The sequence below is a fragment of the Paenibacillus sp. Soil750 genome (assembly GCF_001428045.1).
Taxonomy (GTDB): Bacteria; Bacillota; Bacilli; order Paenibacillales; family NBRC-103111; genus Paenibacillus_E; species Paenibacillus_E allorhizoplanae.
Genome location: NZ_LMSD01000020.1, coordinates 24,082 through 42,224, shown reverse-complemented (window position 1 = coordinate 42,224; position 18,143 = coordinate 24,082). Strand labels below are relative to the sequence as shown.

Sequence of the window (18,143 nt, the reverse complement as noted above, 5' to 3'; positions counted from 1 at the left end):
ATCCTTATTTTCTCATTTTATTCTTCTTGGAATTGGTCGTTTTCACCTGACTCGGCCGTGCTGTCAGCATAGAGAAAGGACTACGAATGAAAACATCCTTCCAATCAGCCCATTTTGTAGGAGCAAAGGGTGAAAGATAGGACGTCCCCAAACTGGTTAACCCACATAAATGGATGACAATAAAACCAATGCCCGCCATCAACCCGAAATTCCCCCATATGCCCGCTAGCAATATCAAACCAAAACGGATAAGACGAATCGATGCACTCATCACGTAACTCGGAATAACAAAGGACGATATCGCTGATGAAGCGACTGCAATAATGAGAATGTTACTTGTAAGCCCTGCTTGAACAGCCGCTTGACCAATAACAATACCGCCAACGATGCCGATGGTTTGTCCGATTTTGGTCGGCAGACGTGCCCCTGCTTCTCGCAGTAGTTCTATCGTTACTTCCATTAACATCGCTTCAATAACCGGGGGAAAAGGCACCTTACTTCGTGAATCTCTCAACGTTAAAATCAACGCTTCAGGGATCATCTCATAATGATACGTAGTCACGGATACATAAACGGCTGTAAACGTAATGGTTATCAAGAAGGCGATAAACCGGAGCATCCTTGTAGCAGTCCCGATCGACCATCTTTGATAATAATCATCCGCGGAAGAGAAGAAGTCGAAGAAAGCTGTCGGAGCACTCACCACGGCCGGACTCCCATCTACAATTGCCAGAATGCGCCCTCCCACCAATTTGGAAACGGCTGTATCTGGACGCTCCGTAATTAGGAACTGTGGGAATAACGAGTACGGATAATCATCGATATACTGAGAAAACATGTTGCCATCATAGACGGCATCAATCTCAATTTCACGAATACGGCGAACAAATTCATCTACCAGATCCATATTCGCAATGCCTTTGATGTACAGGACAAATACAATGGTTTTGGTGACTTCACCAACTTCTAGCTTAATGACTTTTAAATGTGAGCTTTTCACCCGTCTTCGCACTAAAGAGAGGTTCGTGCCCGCTGTCTCTGTGAACGCATCATGCGGCCCCGTAATAACAGTCTCGGTTTCAGACTGCTGCACACTCCTTGCTTCAGGACCATAAACAAAAAATAAATACACCTTTTCATTATGAAAAATCGCCACTTGCCCCGACAAAATACCAACGACAATTTTCTTAGGGTCATCCGATTGTTCAAACTGCGACTGATCCAAAATGGGGCTTAAATCATCCGTTTGTGCATTCGATAATGGATCCATGACTTCCCTAGACAATTGCGTGTGATCAATCATATGAGGAATATAAACAATATCAACCTGGATACTGGGTATGTTTCGATGAAACACATCAATACAATCCTCAAATTGCTCCAAAATATGAGCTAATGATATCGACTCATCTGTCTGGGCCGTCTCCGTAAACGCCGGTATCTCAAATCGTGTAGGCTCTCTGTCTACTTGCCGTGAGAAGGAAAACAACAAACGATCCCATATGGCCATGCATGATCCCCTCCAGCTAGAGCTTTCCATTATTCTGAGCAGTTACGCTTAAAATATTCCATTTCGCCCAAAAGTTGCGCTTGGCCACACACCTTGACACGAAACCAAATGGTTTCATATAATAAGACATATAACCAAACGGTTTCGCGTTGGCGAGTCCGATGGAAAAGTAATTTTGCGGGAAAACTAGGTGGATGTCGATGGGTATCCATTCGAAAGGAGATTACCTGATGCAAGAGGAATTACTGAAAAAGTTGCGATACAAGCAGGGACGAGCACTCGTTATGAAGGCACCTGAAGGCTATGCACTCGGTGTCGAGGAAAATTCGGAGCCGAATGGAACTTATGATTTTGTTCAGCTTTTTGTTCATAACGCTGCTGAAGTAGAAACATGGGCCCCTAAAGCGATTGCCCATTTGAACGAGGATGCCCTATTCTGGATCACCTATCCTAAACAAAGCTCGAAGATCAAAACGGATATTAACCGCGATAGCTTATTCGGGTTAGTTGGCGATTCAACAGACTATCGAGCGGTCAGCAATGTCGCGGTAGATGATACATGGTCAGCGCTGCGTTTTCGTCATAAGAGTAAAGTAAAAAGTAAATAACAACACTAAACAATGGAGGTTTTCGACAATGGAAAATCAAATGCAATCACTACCTGATATTAAACAGACACTGGTTTTTAACGCACCTATACAAAAAGTGTGGAACGCTGTAGCCACTTCTGAAGGCATCGCGGTTTGGTTCATGCCGAATAATTTCAAGCCAGAAATCGGCTATGAATTTCATTTGGAAGCTGGCCCTTTCGGCAATTCCCCTTGTAAGGTTACAGAATTAGATCCCCCGAATCGCCTAAGGTTCTCTTGGGGCAAGGATTGGTTCTTATCTTTTGAATTGAGCGAATTAGATGGCAGAACACAGTTCACCCTTATCCATGGCGGTTGGGATATCGACAAAGTTACCGAATTCGGCCAACCGCATGATACGGTTCGTGATACGATGTCACAAGGCTGGGCAGGCATCGTCCAAAGGCTATCTGCTTACATCGAGGCTTAAGATGGCCATTCCCTCGCAAAAGCATGACGTCTTCCAGGCCATAGCCGATCCCACACGACGACACCTGCTGCAGCTTCTGGGTGATCAGGAAATGCCGGTCACTGTCATCTCAGGCCATTTCCCTATGAGCCGTACAGCGGTATCGAAGCATCTTCGCATTCTCGCCGAAGCCGGTTTAGTGAAAGAACGTAAAGTCGGCCGCGAGACCCGCTACCGATTGGAGGCCGAGCCACTGATGGAGCTCAAACGTTGGCTTTCCTATTACGAGCGCTATTGGGAAAATAAACTCAATGTGCTCAAACGTTTCGTTGAGCAGGATGATGATGCAGCTGAGCTCACATTCACCCCACTTGAAGTGGTGGATCCAGAGAAATAGATGAATTGCGCGAAGAGTCTTCCGATTTGGGGAGGCTCTTTTGCGTTGCGGAGCCGTTGGAGTTGCGATGAGCTGTGATCGGATGTGATGGGTGGCGAAATTGAATGGATGGAAAAAACTCCTACACCACTCCCAATTAGCTTACAAAAAGTAATTTACTTACTTGACGGAGAACCAGTGAAGGCGTATTATTAGTTACATAAAGTAATTAAATATATTTAAGTACATTAATTATAAATAAGGAGATGTTTTTCCATGATTTCACCGATATTTGTAGGGCACGGTTCACCGATGATGGCACTGCAGGATACTGCTTGTACGCAATTTTTACTCGAGTACGGTAAAAAGCTGTCACCCAAAGCCATCGTCATTTTCACCGCGCACTGGGAAACCGAAGTGCTTACCATTTCCTCCACGAATGATGCATATGAAACTATCTATGATTTCCGCGGCTTTCCTGATGAGCTTTTTCAATTAAAATACCCAGCCAAAGGGGATGTTGCATTGGCTCAATCGATCGCGGAGCGCTTTCAAGCGAAGGGCATTCCTGTTCAACTCGATAGCACACGCGGCCTAGACCACGGCTCATGGGTACCGCTTCTGAGAATGTTCCCTACACCTGAAGTTCCCGTCATTCAAATTTCGGTGAATCCATATTTACCGCCAGCCGAGCAGTACCGAATTGGCGAAGCCCTACGCGGTTTGGATCAGGAAGATATCCTGATCATTGGCAGCGGCGCCACCGTGCATAACCTGCGCGCGTTGAATTGGAACGCGACCGAGCCGGATGCTTGGGCGGTAGCTTTTGACGATTGGCTTGCTGCGAATATGCAAGCCAAGAACCTTGAGGCGTTGTTCAACTACGCCGCGGAAGCCCCTAATGCGAAGATGGCCGTGCCACGCCCTGAGCATTTCATCCCGCTCTACATCGCGATGGGGAGCGGCGATCCTGAGCGGCAAGTCGAGATCATCCACCGTAGCTACGAGGTGGGATCGCTGAGCTATTTGTCCGTTTCATTCTAATTAGAGCTGCATGTGTAGCGCCCCGTATGAAATTGGTTAGGTTGCACATGCTAACCATAACTAATTTCAACAAACAGAGGTGCTCAAGCATTGACATGGACGACTCGCACTATTCAAATCTTATTGGCAGCAGCATTTGTCATGTTCGGGATTTTGAAGCTGTCTACCCATGACCTGCAAATGAAAATCTTCACTTCGACCTACGGGTACAGTGTAGGTTTCATGTACATCGTCGGAGTCGTCGAACTCATCACCGGCATCGGGCTTATCATCGGCCTATGGCACCCGCGAATTGCGCTGCTCTCCGCAGGTGTCATCGCCATGATTATGGCGAGCGCGATGCTGACCCACATCCGCTCCCATGAGGGGATGCGGACCTCTATTCCGCCTTTGATCTTCCTTGCGATGGCGATATTCCTCGTTGCCAGAAACTCGCGTGAACGAGCACGAGAGTGGCACTAAGAAGTTTATAAAAAGCGTGCAAGCCTCTGGGCCTGCACGCTTTTTATAAACTTCTTAGTGCATGATATCTTCTCGAACTCACTTATATCGCCAGAAGATGTCAATGGTGTGCAAGTCGTTTTAGAATTCGGTTCAAAAGCCCGATATCATCACCAAGGTCGGAGAAGAAAGCCCGATCCTCCTCTTCTACAGCCCGAACGGCTTGTGAAGCGATCACATCTCCAGACTTAGTTACCGAAATGACGTTCGCTCTAGAATCCGTCGGGTGAGGCCGGCGTTCGATATATCCTTTTTTCTCCAGAGTTCTGAGCACCTGTGACGTAACATTGACATCCATCTGTGCATGCTGGGCTAATTGAACTTGTGTAATGCCAGAGTGGTCATTCTTTTCATTTAGCCATTTACAGGAAAAGAGCAGCACGAATTGCGGGTGTGTCAACTCAAAAGGATCCAATGCCTTTCGTATCGCCTTTTGCCAAATATTCGTCACCTGCCACAGCATAAAGCCGGGGCTTTCCTCTGCATTACTGTATTTCGAACTCATTTACGTTTCCTCCAAAGCTGTTCAACATGGCATTCGCAATGACCCGAAAGTCTTGCTGCGATATCTCAAAGTGCCCAAAACGAAACGGGTAACCCCAACTTTTCACTCCGCGTGTGAAGCTAAGCTGCTCCAACAGGGAGCTAATCTTCGTTTCTTTACAATCAGTATAGCGAATGTCACGACGAAAAGGTATGAAAGAATCTGACATCGGATATTCATATACCCTGTCATCCAAAACCTGCCCGATAGCAGTGAAGGCTTGCAGCGGCTCCCCATCCTTCATCTCCGTTCGAGGCGAGTAATAGATAAGCCAATCGCCGGATCGCATGCGTCTTAAAGGTGCTGCCTTTCCATGACAGAGCTGAGCGAAACCGCCCTGCACACCTCGTCTCACATGCGAAGCCGACACAACACCGATCCAATAACGGCTTTGTTCGTTCAATATTTCAGACAGCATGCCGAAGCTCTCTTTCCAACGCTAATGCGACAAGCCCCTCCATCGTATGCGGTATGCCTTCGGCCATACCAGCTCCAATCACCGGACCTAAATGTTCCGCATTTGGCCCCGTGATCGTCACCTCGTGCGTAACCCTCGTCCCTTCTGCAGTCTCCACTAAATGATGCGTGAAGTGAACTTGAATCCCTGCGTCCGGGATATCGGTAACGTCCGAAAAGCCGCTCAGAGGATTGACCTCCTTCAATTCAAAATTCAGGCGGTCCTGGCCTTCTGGCTGCAGCAACCCGCGTGTACCTGCGACAAACGCCCCCTCTAATGAAGCGTGTACAATCCCCTTGTCCCACTCCACCCAAGTTGAGATATCGCTATACAGACTCCAAATTGTCTCCGCTTTTGCCATTGTCGTTACACTGTGCTCAAATTTCCACATTATTTAACACTCCCTATATAGTATTTATACATATAATATCATCACATATTATATGAGTCAATACTATATTTCCAACTATCTCTAACGTAGCAACCAATAAAAAAAAAGAGACCCACAGCAACGGGCCGCAGGTCTAAAGTATATATATTTAAAAGGGGGTCGAATTTCATTATAGGTTCCGAACCTTAAAGCTAGATGAAATTCAGATGTCATTTGCGTGACAATTCATTCGTTATTCATTACAACTTGCACTTCGTATGTTTACTCAGCCAACTTGGACTTGATGGGAATATAAATATCCATCTCTAGAAGCTCATGCAGGTTCGAATGACAGCGCTCATCATAATATTCAAACTCGGCACTCCCCGCGTGCTCGTACCCTGAATGCGGAAACCATTCTGTGAAAATCGTCTGCCACGTACTTTGAATGGATGCCACAAACTGCTCCAGCTTCACCTTCGGTGTCGTAAATACAGCGTAATTCGCCTCTGGAAACTCGCGGCATACCATATTCGCCGGAACGTCCTCGAAGCTCGTTGCCTCCATCCCGATAATGTAGGTCAAGTCCCCGCTTTCCAAGTCGAAATCCGCACAAACTCCAATTTCAACGGGCACACCTGTGTGAACACGATTCGGAATATGTTGCCCTAACGCTTCTTGCATATATTTCTGCCAGAACAACGGGATATCGCGGTGATTCTGTCCCTCTTTGCAAGAAGTCTTCAATTCATAACCAATTAATTTGAAACTAGGTTTCGTTTTCAAAGCGTAGTTCATACGTATTCCTCCTAAATAGGGATTAAATTTCCGATCCAGCACATTCACTCTGGGATAGTTAGGCGGTCGTATGCCTTGCTTGCGGTAGGCAAGCGGCGTACGTTCAAACACCTTTTTGAATGCCCGCGAGAAATTCTCCGGGGATTGGAAGCCATTGTCGAGGGCGATATCGATCAACTTCTGTTCCGTGTGTGCGATTTGGTAAGCAGCTCTCGCTAATCTCCTTTTGCGCACATACTCCATCACCGCGTCGCCTACCATCGTCTGAAAAACCCGATGAAAATGAAAAGCAGAGAAGCAGGCGACCTCGGCTAAGCATTCAACAGACAGTGGACCCGACAGATGCTCCTCAATATGATCCAGCGTCCTCTGAATCCGCGTCTCATAATTGGTGTCCATCGTCTGCCCCCTTCAACTTCGTAATCTCAGTTTACGTCATTCGGAACTACGCTTCTTGATATTTCTTGCTCCTCACTTCCAACTTCCTTTGGAAACAACGGAATACGTCTTGTATTGATTCTTCCCCTTAATTTCAAGAAGATTCAACTGCAGACCGTAGGCACAACCGCCATCGATCCCGATTTTGTCCGTATCAAACCACACTTCCGCTTTCCCATGAATATCCTTCGTCGTCGTATGTCCGAACACAACAATCTTCTTCACAACAGTTCTCTGTTGCACAAAGGGTGCACGAATCCAAATAAAGTCCCGCTCCGGCTGTGTTTTCCAATCTACATACGCGGGATTCAGCCCGGCATGGACAAAAATATGCGTGTCATTTTCGTAATAAAGCGGCAGCTCACGTAAAAATGCCAGATGCTCACTGCAATTCACCCGAATGCGCTCTTTCGCCGTTTTCAAATCAAAGTCCCTGACTCCGCTAAAGCTTTGGAACGTCTGTATGCCGCCATGCTCAAAAAACTTCATTTCCGTCAAGTCATCGGTCCCGCTCACGACTTCCAAAAAGCGCTGATCATGATTCCCTTTGAGCGCAATTGCTCCCTTTTCACGCACAAGGAACATCACGTGCTCCACAGTTTCCCGACTCGCTGGTCCCCGGTCTACATAATCTCCTAGCAAAATAAGCTGATCCTCTTCCGCATTAAACTTTGCTTTATCTAGTAATTCCTTAAATTCCTCAGCACAGCCGTGGATATCGCTAACAGCTAGCAGTCGTTTCATAGACGTTTCCCCCTGATGTTCTCTTGTCAAAACTCCCATGTATATGTAGCTTATTTTAGCATATTTCGTCACGTACGAGCTTCCTTAATTATGGAAATCCATATAGAAGCATTAAAAAGGACGCCCTGAAAGGACGTCCTTCAACAAGAAACTAATTGATAAACTGAACAAATTGTAAGAATCTCTTCAGCATGACCGCTGCTTCCGCTCTAGTCGCTGGAGCTGCAGGGACAAATTCTGTTTCGGTTACGCCGTTTACAATACCAGCGCTCACCGCCCTAGCTACGGCATCTTTGGACCACGCACTCAAACCCACGCTATCCGTAAATTTGTCTGATTGCTTGAGGTCAACTGCAGCTGACTTCCCGGCAAATGTCATCGCTCGCGTGATCATGACCGCCATCTGCTCTCTCGTTATTCTTTCATTCGGTCTGAACGTACTATCTTCTAATCCTTCGATCAAACCAGCTTTAGCCGATGCACCCGCTGTCCCCGCAAACCAACTGCTCGCAGGTACATCCGTGAAACGTGTTGATGCCTCTTCTTTTAAACCAAGTGATCTAACCAGAAGAGCCGCAAATTCGGCACGCGTAATGTGATTGTTAGGTCCAAAAGTAGTATCCGAAGTACCCTTGATCACTAATTTGGAAGCCAACAATTCGATCTCATTCTTCGCCCAATGTCCCTTTACGTCGTCAAAAGTCTTCGAAGCTTGAACAACGGTGTAGATACTGTTACCCTGACGCTTGATCGTGACTTCGGCCTTACCATTTACGGTTGTTACTATCGCAGGAACGAAAGACATCTCCCCGGTTTCCGGGTTGAACAATACCGCAGTTAGTTGATTGGAATGTACTGTTTTAACCAAGGTAATCGTTCTTGGCACGTACGTATTCCCAAAATTGTCCACCTTTACCGTCTTCTCGTTGCCTTCTGCGGTAATGGTGAAATCAACTGCACCTGAAAGCAGTATTAATCCAGCTTGTTTCACCTTAGCGTTAATCAGTTCAGCCGTAGGGCCGGTTACCTTTTCGATAGAGATATTAATTTTCACATGACTTACATCGGTACCAAGCGCTGTCGCTATATTCCCAAGATCCAACGATTTGGCAGGGAGATCGTAAGTAACATCATTACTTTTAATGGACAACACTGTATCTGGCGCGTTTTTCAGACCTGCCGATAAGGCGTTAGCATCCATCTGAACTTTAGCAGTCCCTTCATTGCTTTTTACATCAATCGTAATTTTTTTGGATTCATTGGATTTGAGTGCATCAAATGCTTTCCCCAATGTGCCGCCATCTACCGTAACGACCGCAACAATTTTTCCATTAATCGTTTGATTCACTGGAGGGATTAATACTTGCACACCACCATCGTTGCTTGTTAGAGCCTCAGTAGGTGCTGCCGAACCTCCAGATGAGCTACCATTTGATTTATAAGGCACTACACTTGCTAAATTCGAATATTGACCTTCCCCCAAATCATTTACTCCAGTTACCTTGTAATAATAAGTTAGGCCGTTAGTTAATTCGCTATTTGTATACGTTGCATTCGTAACGTTTGTTGCAATTTTATCATATGAACCATTTTCAGCCATTCCACGATAAACGTTATAGTAAGTAGCACCAGTAACGGTCCTCCATGTTAATATCGCTTTTGCGTCACTTGCGGATGCAGTCAGGTTTGTCGGAGCAGAAAGCGGTGCGATAAGTTGAAGGAATGTCCCCAAGTTTATGCTGCCGTCTTCATTTCTCGTGTATGATTCAACCGGTTCTAGACTTGTAAAGTTTGCATCTGTAAGTTGAATACCTGATTTGTTAACAGATTTGGAACCGTCAAACATATAGTTATTGTCGGCTTTTAATTCTGCTGGGTAACTATCTTTGACAGATACCGTTTTTTGATAGGATACAAAGCCATTAATTGTGAAATCAGTAGGTATGCCTGAATACGTTGTGAAACTTAAGTTGCCTTTGGCATTGTTAAAGCCAATATTATTTTCAGCTCTGACACCAGGATTACTATTACTTGTAAAACCATTAGCACCATTACCAAAAGCAATACTGTTGCGAATCATATGTGGTACGTGAATGCCTTCGCCACCTAGCTTGAAACCATTCTTGTCCCCTTCGCCTACTCTGCCATTCGTTAACGTCCCGTTATTGTAGGCAATACTATCTTCAATGGTTACAGCGCCTATCGCACCTGATCCCACTTTGGTATAAAGGTCCCAACCATCATCAATGTTATTGTGGGCAATATCACCACGGAACACATTGCCTGGACCAGCTGTCAGTTTTGCTGCAAAACCATCGGCATTGTTATTGGATGGATCTATATTATCAAAGGATTCACTGTTCAAAATCAGGTTATAAGACGGCCATGTTGTTTTGTCAGTTGATCCGTCCGTACTGCTAATTTGCAGCCCTGTGTCACCATTAGCATAAAATCTGCTTTGCTCCACGATGTTATAATTGCCGCCTACTGTAAAACCCTTCGTGTTAGGACCTGTGCGCGTAAAATCAATGCCTTTAATATGCCAATAATTCCCGCTCAACACGACACCTTCGGATTTCTTATCAAAATCAATAATTGGCGTCGCACCTGGAGCTGCCTCGAGATATTTGTTGGCTGTAGGCGTACCGTCATTGCCCTTCTTAATATCAAGCTTGGCATTTCGTACATATCTACCATCTTGCAGGATGATCTTCTGCCCTGTGCTCACATAAGCAATAGCTGTGTCAAGATCAAGTGGACTATCTATTGTACCTGTACCAGCACTTGTACCTGTTGGCGATACATAGATATCACCGCCTGGAACAAACGTCTTCATAGATACTGAAAAGTTGGCTACCCGTTTATCATACGACGTCAACAGCTGCGTATCATTTGGTAAAAACACAGCGCTAAAGTTCGTGTATGTATTCTGGGTAACTGTTGTAGGTAAGGTAATCATTTTACCTGCTTCAACGTTCAATTCTGTTGCGATGACATGTTGATCCTGTTTAATCGTTACCGTGCCTTTTGCATTCGACTTTACGGATAAGGAATAATCCATTTTTGAAGTTTTATCTAGAGAGACAAACTGGAAATCAGGTGTAACAGGCAGATTAGGAGCCTCAATCTTAGGCGTATCCGTTTCTGCTGCCGTTACTTTCAGTTCGATATTACTAACATCAATTGTTGCAAGACGAGCCGTATAAAACCCTACATACATTTTGGAATCTTGAACACTCATAATGTCTGGAACAAAAATCTTTTGCTCCTGCTCATTGTTAATCTTTCCAGTGAATCCGCTATTCGTTTTGGTGAGCGTGAGCTTATAAGGTGTGTTACTCGATGAAGGCCTTTCATTTCTTAACATCACGTTTTGAATGCCCTTGCTGCCTTTGCCATCACTAGATTCGACACCTGATCTTACGAATAATTGTGTGCCATTGTCTTTGGTTGTGCCACCGCTGTATCCACCAACAGCTGCAATGTTGGAGGCGAATACACTAGAATCACCTGCAGTTCCAATGGCATCCCTCGCCATAATCCCGAAAGATTCTTGGCCGTCGTAAGGTGTTTTCGCATAAGCATTGACTTTAATGTCTGCCGATAAGACAAAGTTATCTTTCATAGCGTCCAATTCTACGTAGTAAAAGGAAATACCATCATGATCGCCAGTAACCTTACCACCGCCGTCTAAAGCAACTAGTTGTACGCTTCCATCTACTTTAGGCGTAATGATATTACTGCCTGCAGACGAAGATTGGCCGAATCTAATCGGATTCCATGTATAGGCCATCTGCTCTCTAACTGTTACTTTATAGACGATATGCCCAATGCTTCCATCGGTAGGAATGATCTTAATGTCATAGACGCCAGCTATGTTCTTTGAATAATTCGAGCTATCGATTGTATAGTCAGCTGGTGCTAGAACTTCTTCATCTTTGTTGTCGTACAATTTTGAAACCGTTAATCCGCTAGTGTTTACATCTTCACCGACTCGATAGGTTGTTTTAGGATATTGCGTAACTTGAATCCCCGTTAATTCTTTTTGTTTGACCGTAACAGCGACATTAGCTTGTTGTCCTCTGTACGAAATGACAACTGGCTTCGAACCCGCAGTGGTTGTGTCGAGTGCGGTTGTATAATCTTTGGACAAAAGTCTTACTTTCGAATTGTCACTATAGCGTGCATACACAACCATCCCGTTAGGTTTAAACGAATCGCCTAGATAGTAAAGTGTTTTTTGTGGAGGCTGTGCAACTTCCAAACCAGTCATTTGAGCGCCATTTACAGTTACGTTAAATGTTGTGATCGTTGAAAGCGTCTCCGTTGATCTGACTGTAACGATCTTTGTTCCGGGAGTATCGAAGGCATACGTGGAACCTGTTACCGTTGCTTCCGGAATGGAGAACGTGTATTTATCACTTGTTAGATCTGTCATGACCCCTGAATTGTAGGCTGCCGCAACAACGAAACCTTCAGGATCAAATAGATCTCCTACATAATATTCCGTCTTGGCAGGAAAATATTTGATTCCCAATGCCGTAGCTGTTAAAGGCACGATGGTAAGATTAATCGTTTGGAACGCGCCGTTAAAGCTAATCGTAATCGGGACTGTTCTTAATTGACTACTATCAAAACCCGTAATCACATAATCGTTTGTCGAAAGAACTTCCTCACTATTATCCGTATATACGGCTGTCACCTTTAAACCGCTTGTATCTAAACTTGTATCTTTCAAATACTCCGTTTTCATTGAAGTCGTGTCTAGTTTTAATTGAATTGGAGCTCTAGGATCTACTTTAATGTCGAAATCACTGAACGTGATTTTTGCATCTCTTGCCGCATACATACCGACATAGATTTGGCTGCCGAATAAACTATCCAGCTTGAATTTTTCACTTTTGCCGTTAGCTGTTACGACATAGGCATCCCCTGTTTTTCTGATTTTCAGCACATACTCTTCATCTGCAGTTGGAGCATTCAAATCGCTAAATGGAAGCTTTGTTTGAGTACCTGTGGTAGTTGATGTTCCAACAACGCCTTTTTTATAAACTGCCTGCATAATGCTTGTCGTAGCCGTGACACCAAAACCACCCACTGCTACATAGTTGGATGTTTGTGAGCTGTTACTAGACCCCACACTGCCGCGCAGCATTAATCCAAAAGATTTTTGGGTTGGAGAGTTTGGGGTAGCATTACTGTTAAAGTTCACTATTTTTGCTTTCGCCGAAATTTCAAAATTGGCATCCGCAGGTACGTCTAATGTCTTGTAATAAAAAGATAAGCCTTCGTTATCTGATGCAAATTTGCCGTTTTTAGCTTCTAACGTGATGGAACCATCTTGATTTACAGTAGGACTAGGATTATTTGCTGCACTTGTACTATTCCCGAAAGCGCTAAATTGCCAATCCCCAATTGCTGCAGCGGATCCGCCAAAAGGAATCATCGATAATACTAAAACAAGTGACAAAACCATTGCCAACAACCGTTTATGTTGTTTCAAGTAACATCCCTCCAACATTCTTTGTATGCGCTTACTTTTTGGCGAGAAAAAGGACGCCATCCAGCGCCCATTACCTCCAGATCCCACTCACTTCAACCCAGATAGCCTGACTCTGTCGACTGCCTTCCAGATAGGAACAACCCCTCGGCTCGCGTTGCTTGTACAACCGGCGTCGCCGTATGCCTCTCCTTCATCGAAAGCGAATGAACATCAACGCCACGCACATCTTCCAAACAAAGAGCAGGACCTTGACGCGTTTCGATACGCACATGATGAAGCTCCAAATCCGCTACATGCTTGCACAACATGCCGTCGCCAGCCATGATTAACTTCTCGCGCACCATGTCAGGCTCATCTCCCTGCTCCGCAGGATCCGTCGTCATCTCGATGTGAACATGAGATAACTGCACGTCACGAATCGGCATCTCTGGCAATCCATAGAGGAAACCAGCAGCTGCGCGAGTCCTTTTCGATGTTACTTGATGGATCCGAATGTGTTCGATCACAGGTGTGCATTCCGTTACGGGAACGGCGTCTGGACTGCTGATCAACGGATCGCTTTCGTCAACCCCGTGCCGATAGAACGAGTTGATCGTTAATGGACAGAACACATCTTCCATGTAGATATTGCTAACTAAAACATTCTTGATATACCCGCCGCGGGCGCGATTCGTTTTCATCCGTATGCCGCGATCCGTCCCTGTGAAAATACAATTGGATATAACCACATTGCGAATACCGCCAGCCATCTCGCTGCCGAGCACGACACCGCCATGTCCTCTCAACATCGTACAGTTGGTAATCACGATATTCTCGGATGGCTTGCCCACCCGTCGGCCATCTTCATCGATGCCGGATTTAATGCACAAACAGTCATCGCCAACATCGAAGAAGCAATCGGAAATACGGACATTTTGGCACGAGTCGATATCCAGCCCATCGCCATTAGGCGTATCATTCGGGTTCTTAATCGAAACCCCGTGAAGCTGAACATCTGAGCAATAGACCAAATGTGTATTCCAGAAAGGAGAGTTCTGCAAGGTTATACCTTCCAGTCTAACGCCTTCACAATCAATTAATTGCAGCAACGGCGGTCTTAGAAATTGGGAGGACCACTCCACGATATTGCTCTTCACCGTTTCCAGCAAAGTCTGATTCTTCACCTTGAGTTCTTGCGTTTGTGCCGAGTCCACCGTGCCGCCTTTGCGAATCTCACGGTACGCTTGCCACCAAGCACTGCCTTGACCGTCGATGATGCCATCACCTTTGATAGACACCTTCTTCAAGCCTCTCCCATAAATAAGCGGAGAGTACCCGTAGCATTCGTAACCGGACCAGCGCGTCTGTACAAGCGGATACTTGGCGAACTCGTTGATAAACATTAGCTTTGCGCCCGTCTCAAGCTCCAACGTCATGTAACTGCGCAGCTCAATCCGGCCGGTGAGATACGTCCCAGCAGGTACATAAACTGTACCGCCCCCTTGCAGGGAGCAGGCCTCAATCGCTGCTGCGATGGCCTGCGTATTATCCGTTTCGCCGTCACCAACAGCGCCGAATGTTGTTATGTTAATTATCGCCATAGGTAGCTCCTTCGGTACCTTACTTATTCAATGCCTGAATTTCAACGCATGCCATGACAAAAGCTCCCACACCATGCAGATCATTCTCACTCGTTGGACGCGTTACATAATTCTCGTAATCTCCAGCCGATGTTCCAATACAGATCAGCGGCAGAATAACCCTACCTTGCTCATCAAATTTCAATGTATGCAACAGACCTTCATACCCTTTCAACGCCGCTGCCGCGCATTCACGGCCAACAATGCCGAGATTTACGGCTTTGGCAATCGTGTAGACGAACAGGCTAGTACAGGAGCTTTCAAGCCAGTTGTCCGGCTGATCACCCTTGTCGATCACCTGATACCAGAGACCGCTTTTCGCGTCCTGATAGTGGATGATTGTATAGACGAAGTCACACAGCGACTTCACCAACGCTTCGCGCCCAGGCTCGTCCGCAGGCAATTCATCGAGGAATTGCGCGACGGCTAGGCCGTACCAGCCAAGCGAACGTCCCCAGAATTCCGGCGAGCAGCCGGTTTCCGGGTTCGCCCACGGCATGCGACGACTTTCGTCCCATGCATGGTACAGTAGACCTGTGCGCTCATCTTTCATATACTTGCGCATGAGCTGCTCTTGGTGCAGCACCGTTTGGCGCAAGCTTGTTTCACCGAAGGCGTTCGCGTATTTCAGCGAGAATACGCCGGCCATGTACAGACCGTCCAACCACATTTGGTTGGCGTATTTGTCTTTGTGCCAGAACCCACCTTCGGAGGTGAGGTTCAGGGTTTTGAGCAGATTGCGCAGCTTATCCGCAGCTGCGCGGTATTTGGGCTGGCCTGTGCGCTGTTCGATGCGAAACAGCAACAGCCCAGCTTGCATCGCGTCGAGCTCGTCGCGCGCGAAGTAGAGATTGCCGTTGTCGTCGACTAAGCCGTCGACATACCCTTGGATATACGCGTCATAGCGCGTATCCGGATTTGCTTGTGCGAGCATCTCCATGCCGCACAAGAATACGCCTTGATGATAATGCCAACGCCCAGCGGGCGGAAGCTGCATCGGCGTATGCGTGTCCATGATCGAGTCGCAGGCAGCTTGTGCCCACTCTAGTGGTGTTTTCCTCTGAACAGAAGCCATACAAAGGTCCCCTTTCATTTAAACAATGAATTTAAACGTTTCAATTGTTTTCCAGCACGGTGAACATCGGAGCTTTGATCAAAGGAGGTGCCATTCTGCCAGCTAACTGGTAGCAAACCGAACGAATCAACAAAGCTTGTGTACCAGCGTTCATATCGCCTTCCACTTCGCCACCCCCGATATGGACTGCCTTCGGCATGTCGGGGTAATATTCGTCTTCCTTCACTTGAGCCACGTTAGGTGCTGTTGGCGAGTGGGCCAGCTCACGGGAGAAGCCCCCGTCTGCACGAAGCAAACGCTTCATATTGGCCATTGTAATCGAAATGATTTCTCGCAATTCTTCTGCCGGAATGGATAACTTCATATACGATAGTAAGTGAATCGGATTACGAATATAGCACATATCAACGGCTTCCTCATGCCGCAAGGCATAGAGGATACTTTGGTAAATTCGTTCCTCTCTTGGTAACGGAACATTGAAGTGGTCATAGAAAATGTGCAGTTTGAACGTGCCCGAGATCCGCACATAATAGGACCCTTCTCCCCATAAACCGGTAAAAGGATCCTGTTTATTAGCGAAGAAATCGAATGCTTTTTGGGCAAACTCAGCTCTTCGGCTCGCCGGCTCCACTTGCTTCACATACACACTGGAGGTTGAAAGACGATCACAGCCTCGCCAGCTGTTCGTTAGCTCAACCGACTTCAGCCACGCGAGATAGTCCTCCGGTGAGGACATATACGATGGCGCTTGCTGGGCTTCGTAAGGCAGTGCATGAAGCGGCTGCCCACCTAGCTTGCGCAACGCATTCAAGCTATAGGAGATGGCGCGGGCAACCATCACTTCATCTTCACGCATCAGCGGATTGTCATCATAGAAGTAGCCTGACGATGCCTCTTGCTTGCTTTGAAAGAAACGGATACACCCGCGCTTCATGTCTGTCGACATCGCATCCAGCCAATCGCAGCGCTCCAGAATGTTCAGTGCTTGCGCCGTAGATTCAATGTCTGGAGCGCCGCCTGGTATGCGTCTGGAGCTTGCAGCATAATAAAACCCGCCGCTTTCTGCATCCTTTTGCCCACCAAGCCACGCTCCAAAACCATCAAACAATTGATCCATTTCGCCAAGGAGTTTGCTGATCTCCACACTTTGATCTTGTATCTTATCTTGTCTCTGATTTTCCCCATCTGTCATGCGCATTTCCCCGCTTAATGTGATGTCTTGTCCTTTTACAGACTACCCCTTAATGGATCCAATCATCGCGCCCTTAGCAAAGTGCTTCTGCAAGAACGGATACACAATCAGAATCGGAATCGTAGCTACGACGATAACGGCCATTTTGATCGACTGCGCTGGTGGTGGTGTCGCGCTGTCCAAGTCAGAGCTCACGTCCAGACCGCTGGCAAGAACGACAATTTGGCGCAGCAAGACTTGAATCGGCCATTTGGCACTTTCATTGATGTAAAGAATCGCACTCAAGTACGTGTTCCAATAGGTTACCGCGTAGAACAACGAGATCGTTGCAATCGCAGGCATTGATAATGGCAGAACAATACGGAATAGGATACCGAAGTCACTGCAGCCGTCGATTTTCGCCGACTCTTCGAGCCCTTCCGGGATGTTTTGAAAGAAGTTTTTCAAAATAATTAAGTTAAATGCACTAACTGCTGTTGGAAGAATCAACGCCGCGTAGGTGTCGATCATACCAAGCTCTTTTACTACGAGAAACGTCGGGATCAAGCCGCCATGAAAGAGCATTGTAAAAACAACGAGGAACATGATCACTTTACGCCCATCTACATCTCTGCGTGCCAAACCGTAAGCCATCAACGCTGTGATGAACATACTAATCACTGTGCCGATAGCCGTCGTCCCAATCGAGACCGCCATGGCTTTAAATATGGTGTTCGTTGAAAAAATAAAGCGATAGGCTTCAATACTCCAATCCGTTGGAATGAGGACGAATTTCTTCGTCGCCATCTCCGCACTCGTCGTGAAAGATCCTGCCACCACGTGTACGAACGGGATGATTGTAATCAATCCGATGATGGTTAATAACAAATAGTTGATGATACCGAACATTCTGCCGGCTAATGATTTATCTTCTACCACGACTTCAACCTCCTAG

The 18,143-nt window shown here is 46.3% G+C and carries 16 protein-coding genes; 5 read left to right on the top strand and 11 right to left on the bottom strand.

Annotated features, from left to right (window positions below; genetic code table 11):
• Nucleotides 1–4: 4 nt before the first annotated feature.
• Nucleotides 5–1,510: a spore germination protein gene (locus ASL11_RS19960; protein ID WP_082595623.1), complete on the bottom strand. Its 1,506-nt coding sequence runs from the start codon at nt 1,508–1,510 to the stop codon at nt 5–7.
• 230 nt (nt 1,511–1,740) lie between these two features.
• Here ASL11_RS19960 and ASL11_RS19955 point away from each other — a divergent pair, with 230 nt between their 5' ends.
• The 5 genes from ASL11_RS19955 to ASL11_RS19935 all read left to right on the top strand — a co-directional run bounded on the left by ASL11_RS19955 (nt 1,741) and on the right by ASL11_RS19935 (nt 4,430).
• Entirely contained in the window at nt 1,741–2,118 is a 378-nt protein-coding gene (locus ASL11_RS19955) for a hypothetical protein (protein WP_056618681.1), read from the top strand.
• 28 nt (nt 2,119–2,146) lie between these two features.
• On the top strand, nt 2,147–2,569 hold the full coding sequence (locus ASL11_RS19950; RefSeq protein WP_056618654.1) for an SRPBCC family protein: 423 nt from the start codon (nt 2,147–2,149) through the stop codon (nt 2,567–2,569).
• A gap of 1 nt (nt 2,570) precedes the next feature.
• Complete coding sequence (locus ASL11_RS19945; protein ID WP_056618652.1) at nt 2,571–2,945, top strand: ArsR/SmtB family transcription factor; 375 nt, start codon at nt 2,571–2,573, stop codon at nt 2,943–2,945.
• A gap of 255 nt (nt 2,946–3,200) precedes the next feature.
• The gene (locus ASL11_RS19940; RefSeq protein ID WP_056618650.1) at nt 3,201–3,968 is read left to right on the top strand and encodes a DODA-type extradiol aromatic ring-opening family dioxygenase; all 768 of its coding nucleotides are present in this window, start codon (nt 3,201–3,203) and stop codon (nt 3,966–3,968) included.
• A 90-nt stretch (nt 3,969–4,058) separates the two neighbouring features.
• Entirely contained in the window at nt 4,059–4,430 is a 372-nt protein-coding gene (locus tag ASL11_RS19935) for a DoxX family protein (RefSeq protein WP_056618648.1), read from the top strand.
• 100 nt (nt 4,431–4,530) lie between these two features.
• On the opposite strand, the gene ASL11_RS19930 is transcribed toward ASL11_RS19935, so the two are convergent.
• The 10 genes from ASL11_RS19930 to ASL11_RS19885 all read right to left on the bottom strand — a co-directional run bounded on the left by ASL11_RS19930 (nt 4,531) and on the right by ASL11_RS19885 (nt 18,127).
• Nucleotides 4,531–4,974 (bottom strand): MarR family winged helix-turn-helix transcriptional regulator, encoded by a 444-nt coding sequence (locus ASL11_RS19930; protein WP_056618645.1) that lies wholly within the window; start codon nt 4,972–4,974, stop codon nt 4,531–4,533.
• On the bottom strand, nt 4,955–5,431 hold the full coding sequence (locus tag ASL11_RS19925; RefSeq protein WP_056618643.1) for an EVE domain-containing protein: 477 nt from the start codon (nt 5,429–5,431) through the stop codon (nt 4,955–4,957). Before ASL11_RS19925 ends, ASL11_RS19930 begins: the two co-directional genes overlap by 20 nt.
• A complete protein-coding gene (locus ASL11_RS19920) occupies nt 5,421–5,861 on the bottom strand; it encodes an SRPBCC family protein (protein ID WP_056618640.1) in 441 nt (146 codons plus the stop codon). The genes ASL11_RS19925 and ASL11_RS19920 overlap by 11 nt, the downstream gene beginning before the upstream one ends.
• Nucleotides 5,862–6,122: 261 nt before the next feature.
• Complete coding sequence (locus tag ASL11_RS19915; protein ID WP_056618635.1) at nt 6,123–7,037, bottom strand: AraC family transcriptional regulator; 915 nt, start codon at nt 7,035–7,037, stop codon at nt 6,123–6,125.
• A 72-nt stretch (nt 7,038–7,109) separates the two neighbouring features.
• Nucleotides 7,110–7,820 carry a metallophosphoesterase family protein gene (locus ASL11_RS19910; RefSeq protein WP_056618632.1) on the bottom strand — a complete coding sequence of 237 codons (711 nt, stop codon included), beginning with the start codon at nt 7,818–7,820 and terminating at the stop codon, nt 7,110–7,112.
• Between the two features lie 151 nt (nt 7,821–7,971).
• A complete protein-coding gene (locus tag ASL11_RS19905; protein WP_063795633.1) occupies nt 7,972–13,323 on the bottom strand; it encodes an S-layer homology domain-containing protein in 5,352 nt (1,783 codons plus the stop codon).
• 92 nt (nt 13,324–13,415) lie between these two features.
• A complete protein-coding gene (locus ASL11_RS19900; RefSeq protein ID WP_056618629.1) occupies nt 13,416–14,903 on the bottom strand; it encodes a glycoside hydrolase family 28 protein in 1,488 nt (495 codons plus the stop codon).
• Nucleotides 14,904–14,922: 19 nt separating this feature from the next.
• On the bottom strand, nt 14,923–16,017 hold the full coding sequence (locus ASL11_RS19895) for a glycoside hydrolase family 88/105 protein (protein WP_157256977.1): 1,095 nt from the start codon (nt 16,015–16,017) through the stop codon (nt 14,923–14,925).
• A gap of 40 nt (nt 16,018–16,057) precedes the next feature.
• Nucleotides 16,058–17,209 carry a hypothetical protein gene (locus ASL11_RS19890; protein WP_056618625.1) on the bottom strand — a complete coding sequence of 384 codons (1,152 nt, stop codon included), beginning with the start codon at nt 17,207–17,209 and terminating at the stop codon, nt 16,058–16,060.
• A gap of 42 nt (nt 17,210–17,251) precedes the next feature.
• Nucleotides 17,252–18,127, bottom strand: coding sequence for a carbohydrate ABC transporter permease (locus ASL11_RS19885; protein WP_056618622.1), 876 nt, complete (start codon nt 18,125–18,127; stop codon nt 17,252–17,254).
• Nucleotides 18,128–18,143 lie beyond the last annotated feature (16 nt).